13 protein-coding genes are annotated in these 15,238 nt (G+C 67.9%); 9 read left to right on the forward strand and 4 right to left on the reverse strand.

Going from position 1 to position 15,238, the window contains the following annotated elements; genetic code table 11:
* Window positions 1-3: 3 nt before the first annotated feature.
* Window positions 4-300, forward strand: a complete 297-nt coding sequence (locus ACFORO_RS09755; RefSeq protein ID WP_377872035.1) for a hypothetical protein — start codon at window positions 4-6, stop codon at window positions 298-300.
* A gap of 309 nt (window positions 301-609) precedes the next feature.
* Window positions 610-1,071, forward strand: a complete 462-nt coding sequence (locus ACFORO_RS09760) for an Imm10 family immunity protein (protein WP_377872034.1) — start codon at window positions 610-612, stop codon at window positions 1,069-1,071.
* 59 nt (window positions 1,072-1,130) lie between these two features.
* Here ACFORO_RS09760 and ACFORO_RS09765 read toward each other — a convergent pair whose 3' ends face one another.
* Together ACFORO_RS09765 and ACFORO_RS09770 are read right to left on the reverse strand one after the other, a co-directional pair.
* Window positions 1,131-1,913: an IclR family transcriptional regulator gene (locus ACFORO_RS09765; protein ID WP_354743893.1), complete on the reverse strand. Its 783-nt coding sequence runs from the start codon at window positions 1,911-1,913 to the stop codon at window positions 1,131-1,133.
* A gap of 53 nt (window positions 1,914-1,966) precedes the next feature.
* Window positions 1,967-2,410, reverse strand: coding sequence for a MarR family winged helix-turn-helix transcriptional regulator (locus ACFORO_RS09770; protein WP_377872033.1), 444 nt, complete (start codon window positions 2,408-2,410; stop codon window positions 1,967-1,969).
* 79 nt (window positions 2,411-2,489) lie between these two features.
* Between ACFORO_RS09770 and ACFORO_RS09775 the strand changes: the two genes are divergently transcribed.
* The 4 genes from ACFORO_RS09775 to ACFORO_RS09790 all read left to right on the forward strand — a co-directional run bounded on the left by ACFORO_RS09775 (window position 2,490) and on the right by ACFORO_RS09790 (window position 6,141).
* Window positions 2,490-3,725, forward strand: coding sequence for an amidohydrolase family protein (locus ACFORO_RS09775; RefSeq protein ID WP_377872032.1), 1,236 nt, complete (start codon window positions 2,490-2,492; stop codon window positions 3,723-3,725).
* Complete coding sequence (locus tag ACFORO_RS09780) at window positions 3,722-4,282, forward strand: GNAT family N-acetyltransferase (protein WP_377872031.1); 561 nt, start codon at window positions 3,722-3,724, stop codon at window positions 4,280-4,282. Before ACFORO_RS09775 ends, ACFORO_RS09780 begins: the two co-directional genes overlap by 4 nt.
* Window positions 4,283-4,390: 108 nt before the next feature.
* Window positions 4,391-5,485, forward strand: a complete 1,095-nt coding sequence (locus ACFORO_RS09785) for a sensor histidine kinase (RefSeq protein WP_377872030.1) — start codon at window positions 4,391-4,393, stop codon at window positions 5,483-5,485.
* Window positions 5,482-6,141, forward strand: coding sequence for a response regulator (locus ACFORO_RS09790; protein WP_377872028.1), 660 nt, complete (start codon window positions 5,482-5,484; stop codon window positions 6,139-6,141). The genes ACFORO_RS09785 and ACFORO_RS09790 overlap by 4 nt, the downstream gene beginning before the upstream one ends.
* Here the strand turns inward: ACFORO_RS09790 and ACFORO_RS09795 are convergent.
* Complete coding sequence (locus tag ACFORO_RS09795) at window positions 6,138-7,013, reverse strand: alpha/beta fold hydrolase (protein WP_377872027.1); 876 nt, start codon at window positions 7,011-7,013, stop codon at window positions 6,138-6,140. The two genes, ACFORO_RS09790 and ACFORO_RS09795, sit on opposite strands and share 4 nt — an antisense overlap.
* Before the next feature lie 155 nt (window positions 7,014-7,168).
* Here ACFORO_RS09795 and ACFORO_RS09800 point away from each other — a divergent pair, with 155 nt between their 5' ends.
* Complete coding sequence (locus tag ACFORO_RS09800; protein WP_377872026.1) at window positions 7,169-10,000, forward strand: AfsR/SARP family transcriptional regulator; 2,832 nt, start codon at window positions 7,169-7,171, stop codon at window positions 9,998-10,000.
* Between the two features lie 86 nt (window positions 10,001-10,086).
* Here ACFORO_RS09800 and ACFORO_RS09805 read toward each other — a convergent pair whose 3' ends face one another.
* Window positions 10,087-10,578, reverse strand: coding sequence for a hypothetical protein (locus ACFORO_RS09805; protein WP_377872025.1), 492 nt, complete (start codon window positions 10,576-10,578; stop codon window positions 10,087-10,089).
* A gap of 361 nt (window positions 10,579-10,939) precedes the next feature.
* Here ACFORO_RS09805 and ACFORO_RS09810 point away from each other — a divergent pair, with 361 nt between their 5' ends.
* Both ACFORO_RS09810 and ACFORO_RS09815 read left to right on the forward strand, forming a co-directional pair.
* A complete protein-coding gene (locus tag ACFORO_RS09810) occupies window positions 10,940-14,422 on the forward strand; it encodes a polymorphic toxin type 17 domain-containing protein (protein ID WP_377872024.1) in 3,483 nt (1,160 codons plus the stop codon).
* A complete protein-coding gene (locus ACFORO_RS09815) occupies window positions 14,422-15,207 on the forward strand; it encodes a hypothetical protein (RefSeq protein WP_377872023.1) in 786 nt (261 codons plus the stop codon). The genes ACFORO_RS09810 and ACFORO_RS09815 overlap by 1 nt, the downstream gene beginning before the upstream one ends.
* The last annotated feature ends 31 nt before the right edge of the window (window positions 15,208-15,238 follow it).

Genomic DNA, 15,238 nt, shown 5'->3' on the forward strand with positions numbered 1-15,238 from the left:
GCGATGGCGGATGATGAAGTATTTGAAATGAGGGAAATTGACTTCTATGAGTACGACGAGGGTGCGCGACGTTTGCTGAGTCAAGGAGCTTCTCGTGAGGAGCTGATAGCCGGACTGCGCGGCATGGGGTGTCCTAAGATCGGCTGTATCGATGTGGTTTCGAGGATTGCTGAGATCTCGGTCAATGAGGCCAAGCTGCTTGTCCACAACTCGGCGGCGTGGGCTGATACGAGAAGGTCCGACGAGCGCTTCCAGCGGCGAGTGGAAAAAGCGGCGCGAAAATTTGGCACTCAAGATTAAAGGAATGGCGGGCGGGGAACCTCCGGAGGATCCGCGACGCAACCCCGGTCGCCGTGAAACCCCCTGTCCTGTCCGAGCCCCGGCATTCCGTTTAGCCTCGGCCAACTGTCGCGAACCCTGCCGCTCCGGCAGCCCCTCTTCGGTGTTTTGAGGGAAATGATCGAGCGACCTTCGAATAAATTGCTGAGGCAAGCTGGCCGGGCCCCCGGTCGCTTCCCGGGTGATCTCCAGTTGTCCGCGGCTCGATTGCTCGGGAATTTCGACCCGCGGTGGGTTGAAAGTTACGTTGATCGTGCGGAGACTGCGTTGGTGCCCGTCGGGGAAGTCGGCCAGGACCATCTGGTCGTGTTGGTCGGGGAGGGCGGCCGCTGGTTCGGCGGCTTTGACGATCCAGCGGAGGCAAGAATGCGGATGGCAAGATCGACTGTCGTGCAGTTGGATGAGGAATCCAAGATTCTCACGATCGGCTTCAGCGAGGAAGCGGATGGCTCGGGAAGAAGTCTTTTAATCCAGCGGCAGCTCGGTGAGTTCTCCCAGCAGGATGTGGAACTGGGGCACGACACGTACTGCTTAATGACTGAAGACGGCGCGACTTGCTACGGCGGCATCACTGGATTCGTGCTTAACGGAAGCACTTTGGAGGTAACGCTCAGCGAAGAAGCTGCAGGCATCCTCAGCTTGCCAGTCCATCAGAGCATCGACTTAGACGTCGGCGCGGAGGACCGAGAGAGCGTGAAGCAGGCGATGGACCAGGTCTTCGCCAGCAGTTGATGCAAACTGGCGGCCTCCCTGCTGGCGGCGTGCAGCAGAGATTCGCCTCCGGTGAATACTCACACCGCAAACCCCAGTCGTCGCGAGACCTCCTGCCCCACCTGCACCACACCCCGCACCGCAGCCTTCCGCTTCTCCCCAACCAACTGCCGCGCAAACCCCGTCACCCCAACGGCCCCTGCGACAGCACCCTCAGCGTCAAAGAACGGCGCGGCAAGGCAAGCGATCTCCGCCTGCTCCTCCTCGCTCTCAATCGCATACCCATCCGCCCGCACCTTCGCCAGCAAAGCCAGAAACTGACCAGCATCCGGCGCAGCAGCTTTCGGCCCAGCCCCGAGCGAAAGACGGGACAACAACGGCTTCAACTCAGCCTCCGGCAGATGCGCAGCGATCGCCCGCCCAAGAGCAGTCAGGTCGAACGGAGCAACCTTCCCCCGATAAGTATCGAACTGAACAAACCCAGGCGTAGAAGCCTTAGCCACATAAACGACCGAAGCATCCTCCAAGATCCCCACATGCGCAGGCATCCCCAGGCTCTCCGCAAGACGCCGCAGGTCGGCCTGGACGATGGACGGCAGATCGACCTTCCGGACCAACTCGATGGCCAGCCCATAGAGACGCAACGTAGGCCGCCAGAAGTGGCTCCGGCCAACGACCCGCCGCACGGCATACCCCCGCTGCTCCAGCGTGTAAGCGATAGAAGCGCAGGTGGCGAGCGGCACCCCGGCAGCCTTGGCGAGCGCGGTCAGCGTCAGCGGTTCCTCGGCCCGCACGAGGGCTTCCAGCACGGTCAGCGTCCGGTCCGCGGCCGGCGACGCTGCTTTGCCCGGTGCGTCGCTCATGGCATCAACCTTTCGGATACCTGTACTCATCTTCGGAACACGGTAGCGTCCGGTCAGCCGGCTGGCTCGATACGCTCGATCGTCTGTTCGGCCCAGGACCGGATCGCGGCGGCCTGTGAGGGGGTCAGCTCGTCCAGGAAGTGGCGGCGGATGTTGTTGCCGTGGACCACCAAGGCTTCCTGAATGACCGTACGGCCGTGTGCGGTGAGGCTGATTCCGGTGCGCCGGCCGCTGGGGCCGCTGCGGGTCGGGGTGACCAGGTCGCGCGACTCCATCCTCGTCAGCTGGTGCGAGAGGCGGCTCTTTTCCCAGCCGAGGGCCTCGACCAAGTCGGCGACGCGCGCCTCGTGGCCGGGGGTTCGCCACAGGGTCACGAGGACGCTGAACTCGGCCTTCGAGATGCCGCAGTCACGCTGCAGTCCGCGGTCCAGCTCGCGGGTGAGCAGGCGTTGGGCGCGCACCCAGGCGTTCCACAGCTCCCAGTCGTCGGGCGTCATGGGCAGGGAGCGTACCTCGGCAGTTGACTCATCAACTCGACCCGCCCTAGAGTTGATGCATCAACTTTGGGGAGGGTTCATGCGGACGTTGCTGCGGAACGGCACTGTGGTCAGTCTCGATCCGGAGGTCGGGGATCTCCCGCGTGGCGACGTGCTGATCGAGGACGGGCAGATCGCGGCGGTCGGCACCGCGCTCCAAGCCGACGCTGAGGTCGTGGACGCGGCGGGCAAGATCGTCCTGCCTGGGTTCGTGGATACTCATCGGCACACCTGGCAGACGGCGTTTCGGGGGATCGGTGCGGACTGGACGTTCGCCGAATACCGCGAGACGATGCACGAGAAGCTGAGGCCGCACTACCGGCCGGAGGATGTGTATCTCGGCAATCTGCTGGGGCGGCTCGAAGCGCTCAATTCGGGTGTGACGACGATGCTCGACTGGTTCCACTGCTCTGACCGGCCGGAGAACGCCGACGCGGCGATCGACGCGCTTCAGGAGGCTCCCGGAAGGTCGATCTTCTGTTACAGCGCGCTGGACCCCGCCGACACCGCGCGAGTGCGGAACCGGCTGACCGGCGACGAAATGGCGTTCGGGCTGCGTGGGCCGATGTTGACCACAATGGACACTACGGCCGCCGACGTCGCGTTAGCGCGGGAGCTCGGGCTCAGGGTGAGCGTGCACATCCACCGCTCGGTTCGCGACTCGATTCCCGAGATGCGCGAACGAAAACTGCTTGACGACCGGACGACAATCGTTCATGGCAACGGCCTCACCGACGAGCAGTTGGCGATCCTCGCGGACGTGGGCTGTTCGGTGACGGTCAGCCCGGACGTCGAGCTCAAAATGGGGTTCGGGTGGCCGGAAACCGGGCGTCTGCTGGCCGCCGGGATCCGGCCGTCGTTGTCGATTGACGACTGCCCGGCAGTAGGAGGTGACATGTTTTCGGCTATGCGTACGGCGTTCGCGGCACAGCGCGGTCTCGACGGCAGCCTGGTCGCGCGAGATCTGCTGGAGTTCGCCACTGTGGACGGTGCCCGAACTTGCGGGCGAGAGGATCGGACGGGAAGCATCAGTGTTGGGAAGGACGCTGATCTGGTGCTCATCGACGCGGAGGACCTGTCGGTGTTTCCGGTCAACGATCCGGTGTCCACAGTGGTCACCGCCGCGCATCCAGGGTTGGTGGACAGCGTCTTCGTTGGGGGAAAGGCGGTTAAGCGGAACGGGAAGCTGCTGGGGGTTGATTTGCCGAAGCTCAAGAGCCAATTGCTGGAATCGCGCGACCGGCTCGCGGCGGCGGCCGGATTGGCGGGCCGGTGACGTTCCTGGAGACGGATCGGTTGCTGTTGCGGCGATTCACCGAAGACGACGTCGAGAACCTGGTCCAGCTCGACAGCGACCCGCAGGTCATGCGGTTCCTGACCGGCGAGCCGACGCCCCGTGCCGAGGTCGAGCACAAGATCCTCCCCGCCATCCTCCGGGATTACCACAACGGACCGGCCGGACGGTGGGCGGCGATCGAGCGGGAGACCGGCGAGTTCATCGGCTGGATTTCGCTCGATCCACCGGAGGACGGCAGCACGGCAGAGCTGGAACTCGGCTACCGGCTGATGGCGAAAGCCTGGGGTCGCGGCTACGCGACGGAAGGCGCGCGGGCGGTGATCCACAAAGGATTCAGTGAACTCGGCACGCAGCGGGTATGGGCGCAGACGATGGCGGTGAACACCCCGTCGCGCCGGGTGATGGAACGGTCCGGGCTGACTTACGTCCGCACGTTCCACGTCCACTTCGACGATCCGTTGCCAGGCACCGAACACGGCGAAGTCGAGTACGCGTTGACCCGCGACGAGTGGGTAGCCAACAAAGGCCGAGGCTGATCGAACCGGTCGCGAATCAGCCTGAAGCAGGGCAGGACTCGTGCCCCGCCGTCCATGGTGCCGCATGATCGGGTCCGGCGTCCTGTTCGTCCCGAATACACTCGCCGGGTGATCAACCTCCGGCGGGTCTCGGCATCTCGGCACGCGGTGTGGTTCCCCCTGCTCGGACTGGCGTTCTTCGCCGGGTCGCTGCTCCCCTCGCTGCAGACGTTCGGGACGCAGTTCGGCGGGTTGCCGTCGCGGCCGTTCGACGCGCTGGCGGTCGCGGCGGTCGCGCTGCAGTCGTTGTCGCTCGCGGCAGCCCGCCGGTGGCCGATCGCGGTGCTCGCGCTGGTGACGGCCGGGTTCGCGATCGACCAGCTGTGCGGCTACCACTCGTTCGCCGGTTCGGCGTTGCCGGTCGCGGTGCTGAACGCCGGTTGGCGGGCGGATCGGGGAAGGCGTGCGGCGGCGATCGGGTTCACGGTGGCGTATCTGCTGTTCGTGGCCGCGTTTCCGCTGCGTGGCGGCGGTGAACCGGCGGCGGGAGTGGTCGCGTTCTACCTGTCGCTGGTCGTCGTGTGGGGGATCGGGGCGTGGCTGCGCTCGACCCGCGCCGCGGAGGTCGAACGGCGTCGTCGGGTCGCTGCGGAAACGCGTGCGGCCGAACGGGCGCGGATCGCGCGCGAGCTGCACGACGTCGTGACCCATCACGTGACGGCGATGGTCGTGCAGACCGAATCGGCGCGGTACCTCACCGGCGATCGGCTCGACCAGACGCTCGCCGCAGTCACCGGCACCGGGCGGCAGGCCATCGCTGAGCTGCGGAATCTGCTCGACGTGCTCAATCCCGGCGCCCCGCCGGACCTCGGGCTGGACACGTTGGTCGAGCGGACGCGGCGAGCGGGGCAGCCGGTGGAGTTCACCGAGGTGGGCACTCCGGCGGAATCGGGAGCGGCGCCGGTGGCGTACCGGGTCGTGCAGGAGGCGCTGACCAACGCGCTCAAGCACGCACACGGCAGCCCGACGTCGGTGCGGGTGCGGCACGGCGAGGAGGACATCACCGTGGAAGTCCGTACTGACAGTGAGACCGACCTGGTCGTCGGCGGCAGCGGGCGCGGGCTGGCTGGGCTGCGGGATCGGGTGGACGACGTCGGCGGCGACTTCAGCGCGGGCCGCGGCGAGGGCGGCGGGTTCTGCGTCCGGGCCCGGATTCCGGCGTGAGCGCGCCGTTGCGGGTCCTCGTGGCCGACGACCAGGTGCTGGTCCGGACCGGCCTGGTGACGATCATCGACGCGCAGCCGGACCTGGAGGTCGTCGGCGAATGCGGTGACGGGCAGGCCGCGGTCAAGCTGGCCCGCGAGCTGAGCCCGGACGTCGTCGTGATGGACGTGCGGATGCCGGTGCTCGACGGCATCACCGCGACCCGGCTGCTGGCCGGCCCCGACGTCGCGGCACCGGTGAAAGTGCTGGTGGTGACCAACTTCAACCTCGACGAGAACGTCTACCAGGCGTTGCGCGCCGGGGCCGCCGGGTTCCTGCTCAAGGACGCTCCGCCGGACCAGCTGCTGCACGGGATCCGGACGGTCGCGGCCGGCGCGGCGCTGCTGGATCCCGAGGTGACGCGCCAGCTCGTGGGCCGGTACGCCACCCGGATCCGCCCCGCTGCCGCGGATCCGGGTGACCTCCCGCTGGCCCCGCGCGAGCTGGAAGTCCTCCGCCTGGTCGCGGAAGGCCTTTCCAACAGCGAAATCGCCGCGACGCTCGTGCTCAGCCAGGAGACAGTGAAGACTTACGTTTCGCGAATGCTCGCCAAACTCGGCGTCCGTGACCGAGTGCAGGCGGTCGTTTACGCTTATCGGCACGGGCTGGTCGATTAGCCCGCGGCTCGCGCGGCGACGTCCTCGATTTCCTGCACGGCGAGGTCCGGCTGGTCCACGTAAATGTAGTGGCCGCTGGTTTTCGCAACGGTCAGTCTGCTGCGACTGGAGATCGCGAGCCATTTTTCCTGGCCTTCGGTCCACGCTCGTTCCAAGCCTGGGCCGTACTGCGGAAGTTGTGCCAGGTATTGCTGTCCGTGCTTGATCACCTCGACCGGAATGTCCCCGGCGGATTTCACGTCCGCGTCGGCGACGACCAGCTTTTCCGGACTTTCGCCTTTGAAGACCGCTATGGTCTGCGCGCGGAGATCGGCCGCGTCCCCCGTGGCGTCGGCCGGGATTTCCCTGGCCAGATCGGCGTTCTGCGTCGGCGAGGTGGCGTCCAGCAGCACGAGGCCGTTGACCTTGTCCTGGTGTTCGGGTGCGTAGCGGGCGGCGATCAGCCCGCCGAGCGAATGTCCGGCCAGTACGACCGGGGAGTCCGCGGCAAGCTGGCCGAGGACGCCGGTCAGCACCTTTCCGGTGGTCTCGAAGGTCTGCGGACCGGCGGGCTGGTCGCTGCCGCCCGCGCCGAGCCGGTCGTAGGAGCACACCCGGTTCTTCTTGCCGAGCGTTTCCTGGAGGCTGGCGAATTTGTCCAGTGCGTCGCCGCCGCCGTGCAGCAGAACGACTACCGGTTTGCCTTTTTCTAGCTTTCCCGAACAGGACACGTTCACCGATTTGCCGTCGACGGTGATTTTCTTCGCCCCGGTGAACGCGGCCTGGCTGACCGGTGCGCTGCTCGGCGCCGGATCCGCCTCCGATTCCTCGTCGCAGCCCGCCAATAGCAGGCAAGCCGCGAGCACCGCCGCGGTTCCCCCGACCTTGCGCATTGAATACTCCTCCATGACAGAACCCGGTTCACGAAAGGCCGTGCCGGGGCCGGGGAAACGCTACTGATTCGGCCGTGCGGAATCGTCCCCGCGAGGTGGACACCTGCGGGTAGCTCTCCTGGGGGACACCGGAGGAGCTGCTTTAAACTCTCGGTATGTCATCGGGTGCCGCGCGAACCGGCCGGGGAGAGGCGGAGCGCGAGCCCGGGTCCCGGCTGGAGTTCGCCGTGCTCGGGCCGGTCCGCGGCTGGTACGGCGGGCAGCCGCTGCAACTCGGGCCGGTGCTGCGGACGACGATGCTGGTGGCGCTGCTCCTGCGGCCGGACGTGACGGTCAGCCGGGCCGAGCTGGTCGACCGGGTGTGGGGCGAGCATCCGCCGGAGAGCGACGGCGTGCCCGGCTACATCTACCAGCTGCGGAGATCCCTGGCCGCGGCCGGTGCGGACGCGAAATCGGTGCTGCGGACCGACCCCGGCGGATACCGGCTCGCCGGGGCGGGCGTCGGGGTGGACGCCGTGCGGGTCGAGGAGATCGCCGCCCGCGCGAAGAAGGCGGCCGCGGCCGGTGCGCTCGCCGCGGCGGCGGACGGGTACGGCCAGGCGCTGGCCTTTTACGAGGGCGTTCCGCTGGCCGGACTGCCCGGCCCGTTCGCCGAACGGGAGCGCCGCCGGTTCGGCGAACGCCGCGTCGGGCTGGTCGAAGGCCGCACGGACGCGCTGATCCGGCTGGGGGAGTACGAATCGGCGATCAGCGAGGTGTCGGCGCTGCTCGCCGAGCATCCGGATCGCGAATCGCTGACCGGCCTGCTCATGCGGGCCTTCTACGGCGCTGGCCGGCAGTCCGACGCGCTCGACACCTGGCGCGAGTTCCGCGTCCGGATGCGCGATGAGCTGGGGCTCGAACCCAGCGAGGACCTGCGTCGCGTGCACGAAGCGGTGCTGCGCGGCGACGACGGCGCGCTCGGCGTCGCGTCCCGGCCTGCCCCGCCGCCGCGAATCCGGGACGAATTGCCGAATGACGTCGGAGAGCTGGCCGGTCGCGACGACGAACTGGCCCGGCTCGCTTCGCCAGGGAGCGCGGTGTCCGCAGTGGACGGTGTGCCCGGGGCAGGCAAGACGGCGCTGGCGGTGCGCGCGGCCCAGTTGCTGCGCGAGGAACATCCCGACGGCTGCCTGTTCGTCGGCCTGCACGGGCACAGCACCAGCCGGGCTCCGCTCGCGCCGGTGCGGGTCGTGCGCCGATTGCTGCGTTCGGCGGGCGTCAACGACCAGAACATTCCGGACGACCTGGACGAACTGTCCGCGAACTGGCGCGCCGCGACGGCTCCGCTGCGGTTGGTGATGGTGCTGGACGACGCCGTCAGCGCCGAACAGGTCCGTCCGCTGCTGCCCGGCGGAACCGGGAACCGGGTGCTGATCACCAGCCGCCGCCGACTGCCCGGATTGGACGTTGAACGCCGGATTTCCTTGGGGCCGTTGACTTCCGACGCAGCGGCTGGCCTGCTGAGCCGGATCGTCGGCCCGGCTCGCGCGGGTCAGGAACGTGAGGCGGTGCGCGAACTGGCCAGCCTGTGCGGACGGCTTCCGCTCGCCCTGCGCATCGCGGGAGCGCGGTTGCAGAACCGTCCGATGTGGACTTTCCGCGACCTGGCGGACCGGCTCGCCGACGACACCGGCAGGCTCGGCGAACTGACCGCCGAGGAACGCAGCGTCGAGGCCGCGTTCCGGCTGTCCTACGACCAGCTTCCGGCTGACGCGCAACGCGCCTTCCGCACGCTGGGCCGCGCACCCGCGCCCGAATTCGACGAACTGGTCCTCGCCGCGATGCTCGGCTGCTCCCGTCGTGCCGCGGAAAGCGTGCTGGAGGACTTGGTCGACGCGAACCTGGTGCAGGCGCCCGCCGCGGGCCGGTATCGGATGCACGACCTGGTCGCGGTCTACGCGCGCCGCCTGGCCGCGGACGAGCCCGACGTCGCCAGCGGGCTCGGGGTGTACCTGCACGCCTGCCGCGCGGCGAGCGAATGGGGCGAGCCAGGCTTCCCCAGCGGCCCGGAACTCGCCGATTCGCCGTTCGCCGGGCTGGTGGACGCCTCGGCCTGGCTGGACCGGGCGGGCGACCTGGTGGAAGTGGTCTCGGCTGCGGTCGCGGCCGGGCACGCGGACTACGCGTGCTGGATCGCCGAGGGCGCCGTCGACTACCTCGTGCGGCGCATCCGGTACCGGGAATGCCTTGCCCTGCTGGAAGTCGCACTGTCCGAAGTGGACAACGTGGCGGACCGGCGGATGGCGACGGCACTCCGCTTCGGGCTCGGCTGGGCGCACCTCGCGCTGGGAGATTCCGCCCAGGCCCGGAAATGGTGCGAAGAAGGACTGCGAATCAGCCGCGAAGCCGGCGACCGGCGGGAAACAGCGCGAGGTTTGTGCGGTCTGGGAATGGTCACGATGCTTGCCGGACCGCTTGATGAAGCGGAGCAGGTTTTGACCGAGGCGCGAACGCTGGCCACCGAGGTAGCGGACAGCTGGCTGGTCGAACGGGCGGTTTCCGGACTCGGTTACGTGCATTTCAAGCAGGGCGATTACGAACTCTCGCTCGAGTGTTTCGCCGAATCGCGGGAAGTCGCGGTCTCCACGGGCAATCCGGCGATGCTGGGCCGGGTCTCCAGCCACATCGGCAGCGTCCTGCTGCATCTGGGCCGTTCGGCGGAAGCAGCGGAACCCTTGCGTGCGGCGGTCGAATTGGCGGAGCGGGTCGAGGATCGGCTGTTGCTGGTGAGTTCGCTTTCTCGCCTTGGTTCCGCGGTGCAGGACTTAGGGAGTTTGGATGTCGCGCTCTCATATCACTTGCGGGCGCTGGACGCGTTGACGGATCAAATGTCGCCGTGGGCGGAGATCGAGGTCCGGAATCGGCTGGGGGCTTGCCTGCAGGCCCGGGGCGAGGACGAGGCGGCGAGGGAGCAGTTCGAGCTCGCCGCGGCTGTGATGGGTTAGGCGCGCTGGCCGGTCCTCGCTCGGCAGCCGCGTTCCGGAGAAGTCGGCCGCCGAGCGAGGGATTCGAACGGCGGAGAGATCGAGGGCTAGGCGGTGACCCGGATCTCGAGAAGTGCCGCCGGGTCGTGTTTGGGGATGGACTCGCCGACGGGCGTCCACTGCCCCTTCTGAATGTCCACGCTCTCGGTCGTGCTCTTGGCGGTCAGCGTGGCTTTCGCGGTGTGCGAGTCGCCCTTGATGAAGTAGGTCTCCGGAATCTGCATGGTCACGTAACCCGGGACCCCAGTCACCCGGAAGCAGGCATCTCCGCCTTTGATCTTGTAGCTTTGCACGACGATCAGGTCGCCGCCCGAGGCGCAGTCGACCAGCAGCACGTGCCCGTCGCCCTTGAGCAGGGTGATGTTCCGTTCTGCCAGGATCTTGTCCGCACCCGGGTAGTCGTAGGTCTCGACCAGCGGCGGCGGGGCGGTGTCGTCGGCGGCCCCGCTCGCGGCGGCTTCGGAAGTCGTGAACAACGCCGTCGTGAGGCCGAGCAGTGTTGCGCAGCCGAGCCCTAGTCGCTTGGAAAACAAACGCACGATTCCCCGTTTCTCAGTTCCCGTTCCGGAAATGTCGGTCAGGGTGAAGCCTTCGGCCGGGTTCGGCCCCGGCGATAAAACGATAAGGCGAACCTATTTCTCTTGCATTTCTTGAAGGTAAAGTTTATATAACTGTGACTTTGATTACACTTTACCATGAGAAAGTAACGTTCTTCTGGTGAACTTCTGGTGTTATTCGGCGCGCTAGGCCGGATGGCCGCCGGCGAATAAACCCGATTGCCTCTGGTGGTTGTCGATTAAGCATCGCTATCGTCGCTCTGTTTTGTTCGTTCGCGAATCGAGGGAATTGAGCGGAGTGAGAACAAGATCGAACGGCGGCCGGAGACGGCGGACCGCCGTCGTGCTGGCCACTGCGGTCGCGGTGTTGTGCGGAACGCTCGAGGCCGGGCCCATGGCGTCGGCCGCGGACGGAAGCGGCTCGGACCGGGCGCGCGTGGTGGCGATGCTGAAGGAGGGCACGCCGGGGTTGGTGCGCGCCGCGGAGATCGCTTTGACCGGCTCTGACGATGAGGTCAAGGAGTTCCTGCGGACTGGCGGGGCCGCGGCGAAGGAGCGGGACGACCGGGTCCGGGTCGGCCAGATCATGAGCACTGGCGGACGCGGGGTGCGGGAAGCCGCACAAGCCGCGCTCAACGGTGCGCCCGCGGACGTGCAGGCGTTTCTCGCCGACGGCTGGCGCGTGCCGCTGGAGCAGGACCTGCGAGTGCGGGTCGGCCAGATCATGAGCACCGGTGGCCGCGGTGTGCGCGAGGCCGCGCAGACCGCGCTCAACGGCACGGTCGACGACGTCTGGCGGTTCCTCGCGGAAGGCCAGTACGAACCCGCTGAGCGGGACAACCGCGTGCGGGTCGGCCAGATCATGTCCGAAGGCGGCCCGAACGTGAAGCAGGCCGCGCAGATCGCGTTGTCGGGCTCAGCGGAGGATGTCAGCGAGTTTCTGCGCAGCGGCCAATACCTCGCACGGGCGCGCGACCAGGAGACAACCTCGGTCGCACAGCTTGCCGGGCTGGCCAAGGACGCCGGCGAAGAAGCTACGCGAGAGGCCGCGGCGGCCAAGGAAGCATCAGCGCGCGCGGTCGAGGCGACTCGGCTCGCGAAGGAAGCCGCGCAGCGAGCCGCGCAGGAAACCGAAGCGGCGCAGAAGGATGCGGGCCGCGCGGCCGAGGCAGCCGGACGGGCCGCGGATTCGGCCAGTCGTGCCGCCGATTCGGCGCAGGCCGCGATCGCTGCGGCCAACGCGGCGAACCAGGCGGCGCGAGTCGCGGCTAACGCGGCAGCCAAAGCGGCTTCGGCGGCAGCGGCAGCCGGGCAAGCGGCGATCCGTGCGCGCAACGCCGCGACCGCGGCCGCTACCGATGCGAAGAACGCGGACGGGGCGCGTCAGGCAGCCTTCGACGCCCGGACAGTGGCCCAGGCCGCAACTCTCGCGGCCAACGCCGCTGTCGCTGCCGGAATCGCTGCGATCAGCGCGGCCTCCGCGGCCGGCTCGGCGAGGAGCGCGGGAGTCAACGCCGATCTGGCAGCAGCGGCGGCCGCGGATGCCGCCCGTTTTGTGGGCAGTGCTACCGCGGAGGCGCAGCGGGCTCGGAACGCCGCGGCGACCGCGAAGCGGAAAGCCGCCGAGGCCAATCGGGCGGCTGGTGCAGCCGAGACGTTCGCTAACCAGGCAGCCGTTCAGGCCTCGGACGCGGCCAATGCGGCCAGGTCAGCAGCGGGACACGCCGAAGCGGCGGCGGACGCGGCTGACGAAGCGGCCAAACACGCCGGCGAGGCCACGGACGCGGCCAAGGAAGCCACGACACATGCGGACGCGTCCCTGCGGGCGGCGGACGCCGCGACCGCTGCCGCCGCGCAGGCAGCGAAGATCGAAGAGACTGCCCGGGCGAGTGAGGCCGCCCGGCTCGAGAACGACACCGCAGAGGCGATTGGTGTCGCAGAGCAGGCGAAACAGGCGTACGACACCCGGCGAGCGGACGCCGAGTGGGACGCCGCCGAGGCAGCCCGGCTGGACCAGGAGACCCGGCGGCTGATCGAAGAAGCCTCCGCGCCGAACACCCCGGCGGCGACGAAGGTGACCGACGGACGTCTGATCGCCGTGCAGTTGCGCAAGACCGGCGGATCGTGGACCGCGGCGGCCTCGGAAGCGGCGTTGGCCGGGACCGAAGCGGACGTTCTGGCGTTCGTGCAAACCCAGCGACAGGTCGCGGCCGAGCAGGACGATCGGGCCCGGGTCGCGTACCTGGCCGACGAGACCGACAAGCCCGCCAAGAAAGCAGCGGCGGAACGGGTGCTGTTCGGCGCCTACTCGGGAGTCCAGGAATTCCTGCGGACCCAGTACTACGACGGGAAGGTCGCCGACGACCGGGTCAAGGTCGGCCAGATCATGAGCACCGGCGGCCCCGCTACCAACGAGGCGGCGCAACGGGCGCTCGACGGCACCCCGGCCGACGTCGAACAGTTCCTCGCGACCGGGCAGCACGTCGCGGCCGAGCACGACGACCGGATCTCCGCGGGCCGAATTATCAGCGCCGGCGGGCCGAACGTGAAGGCAGCGGGCCAGGTCGCGTTGTCCGGACCGCCTTCGTTCCTGAAGACGTTCATCCGGGTCGGGCAGTACAAGGCCCAGCGGATGGACAACGATGCCGCGACCCACGCCGCCGAGGTCCGGCGGTACGTGGCGGAGGCGACCCGGCTGGCGGCCGAGGCGCGGGCGACAGCCGCCGAAGCGGCTCGCGCCGCGGCAGTGGCACGCCAGGCGTCCGGGGAGGCGCAGGTCTACGCCGCCCAAGCGAAGCAGGCTGCGGACGAAGCCGCCGGCTATGCCAGGGATGCCAAGGAATCCGCCCGCCAGGCGCAGGAATCCGCTGATGCGGCCGCGCGGTCGGCAAAACAGGCTCGGGACGCCGCGAACGCGGCGCAGAACTCCGCCCGGTCAGCCGAGCAGTCGGCGTCGGAGGCTTCGGCTTCTGCCGCGCGAGCCCGGGTTTACGCGGCTGAAGCGCAAGCGGCAGCGGCGGATGCGCGCGCGTCGGCGATCTCCGCCGGCAAGTCCGCCGCAGATGCCGCGCAAGCCGCCGCGGATGCGCTGAAGGCGTACACGGACAAGCGTGATGCGGAAGCCAAGGCGCAGCGGGAGCATCCGGTGACCCCGGAGCCCGGCGGCGGCGACGCTCCTGATCCGGTGGTGCCGCGGGAGATGATCCTCGACGGCGGCATGTCGGTCGCCGACATCGCGGGGTTGCTGCTCGACCTCGGGAGCATGTTCGACCCGACCCCGCTCAGCGACATCGGCTCCGGGCTGATGAGCCTGTTCCAGGGCGACTGGACCGGCGTGCTGATGTCGGCCGCCGGAGCCATTCCCGGGCTCGGCGCGGGCGCCGACCTGGCGAAGGCCGCCCGCAGGCTTGAGAAGAGCTTCGGGCACCTGGCGGCTTACTTCACCCGGCCAGGCTTCCTGGAAAACGTCCTGCACAACGTCAAGGGGCTTTCGCCGGCGCATGCCGAACGTGCGCTCAGCGTGATGAACACCCTGCAGCGGGACGCCGATCAGTACTTCGCCAGAATGGGAACGCAATACCGTAATGCCGTCCGGAATGCGCGGTTGCCGACTATGGGGCCGATTCGGTTCGTTCCCTCGGACAGCTTCAAAATTTCAAAGGACCTGAAGCGGTCATACTTTGACGCCTATGGGCACGAGTGGCGGTGGGATCCGAAAAAGAGCGAGTGGGATGTCCAGCTCGACGGCGGGGATGGTAAAATGGTTTACTTCGCCACAAAAAATGGACATGCCAATATTTCCCCCGAGGGACGAGTGACGCATTGATGAGATTGCCAAAAGCTGGTATCGAAGTCCATATCGGCATCTGGGTCGACACTGCGAACCTCGCCGAGATGGTCGACCGATGCCAGTCGCTGGCTGGTGAGTTCGGCGGAGTCGCAGCGGAGATCATTCGCTGTGACCCGGAGAGCCCGCGCAGGGGTTTCATCGCCACCCTCTACTGCGCCGCTCCCTGGGCGGCCGGGGAGACTGCCGCGCAAGCCATGCGCAGCGCGGTCAAGCCCGTGGCTGTCAAGCATCGGCTCAACGATGAATACCTGGACTTCTTCGGTGACCCGGAGAATGGCGGTTACGCTAGCCTTTGGTTCAACGAGGAAGAGTTCAGCGGCTATGTGCTGTACCTCGTGCACGCCGCGCACGGCGGTCTGCAATTGGAGGAATGGGATCCCGGAGTCCGGGAAGATTTCACTTTGGGGGACGACTCTGACCTGATCGCCAAGGTGAGTCATCGGTTTCCCGGGGCAGACGTCGCGGCGGCGTTGGGACAGGCCCTCCCGATCGCGGAATCGATCGGGGCGTCCGGACTCCAATTCCTGGCCACGGATGGTTCCTGTGAGGTCGTGATGTTCGCGGTACGCCCCGTTGTCGACGGGGAGAGCCTGGAAACCAGCCTGCGCCGCGTTGGGGCGACGCTGGCGGCCCAGTTGGGGGTGGACCCGAGTGCGTTCGTTCTGGGCGGGACCGGCGAAGATCTCGTAGGCGCGCTTGAGTCTGTCGGCGACAGTCAGCCCGTCGCGACGCTGCACAGGCGAACGGCTGAAGAGGATTGATTGTTCCCGGGTGGCCTCTGGTCCTCCAGGT

The sequence above is a fragment of the Amycolatopsis halotolerans genome, from assembly GCF_042647905.1.
Classification (GTDB): domain Bacteria; phylum Actinomycetota; class Actinomycetes; order Mycobacteriales; family Pseudonocardiaceae; genus Amycolatopsis; species Amycolatopsis halotolerans.

What these genes read in the sequence shown, in the direction of transcription:
- ACFORO_RS09755 (WP_377872035.1), top strand. Translation starts at nt 4, where the DNA reads ATGGCGGATGATGAAGTATTTGAAATGAGGGAAATTGACTTCTATGAG.
- ACFORO_RS09775 (WP_377872032.1), top strand. Translation starts at nt 2,490, where the DNA reads ATGCGGACGTTGCTGCGGAACGGCACTGTGGTCAGTCTCGATCCGGAG.
- ACFORO_RS09765 (WP_354743893.1), bottom strand. Translation starts at nt 1,913, where the DNA reads ATGAGCGACGCACCGGGCAAAGCAGCGTCGCCGGCCGCGGACCGGACG.
- ACFORO_RS09815 (WP_377872023.1), top strand. Translation starts at nt 14,422, where the DNA reads ATGAGATTGCCAAAAGCTGGTATCGAAGTCCATATCGGCATCTGGGTC.
- ACFORO_RS09770 (WP_377872033.1), bottom strand. Translation starts at nt 2,410, where the DNA reads ATGACGCCCGACGACTGGGAGCTGTGGAACGCCTGGGTGCGCGCCCAA.
- ACFORO_RS09800 (WP_377872026.1), top strand. Translation starts at nt 7,169, where the DNA reads ATGTCATCGGGTGCCGCGCGAACCGGCCGGGGAGAGGCGGAGCGCGAG.
- ACFORO_RS09795 (WP_377872027.1), bottom strand. Translation starts at nt 7,013, where the DNA reads ATGCGCAAGGTCGGGGGAACCGCGGCGGTGCTCGCGGCTTGCCTGCTA.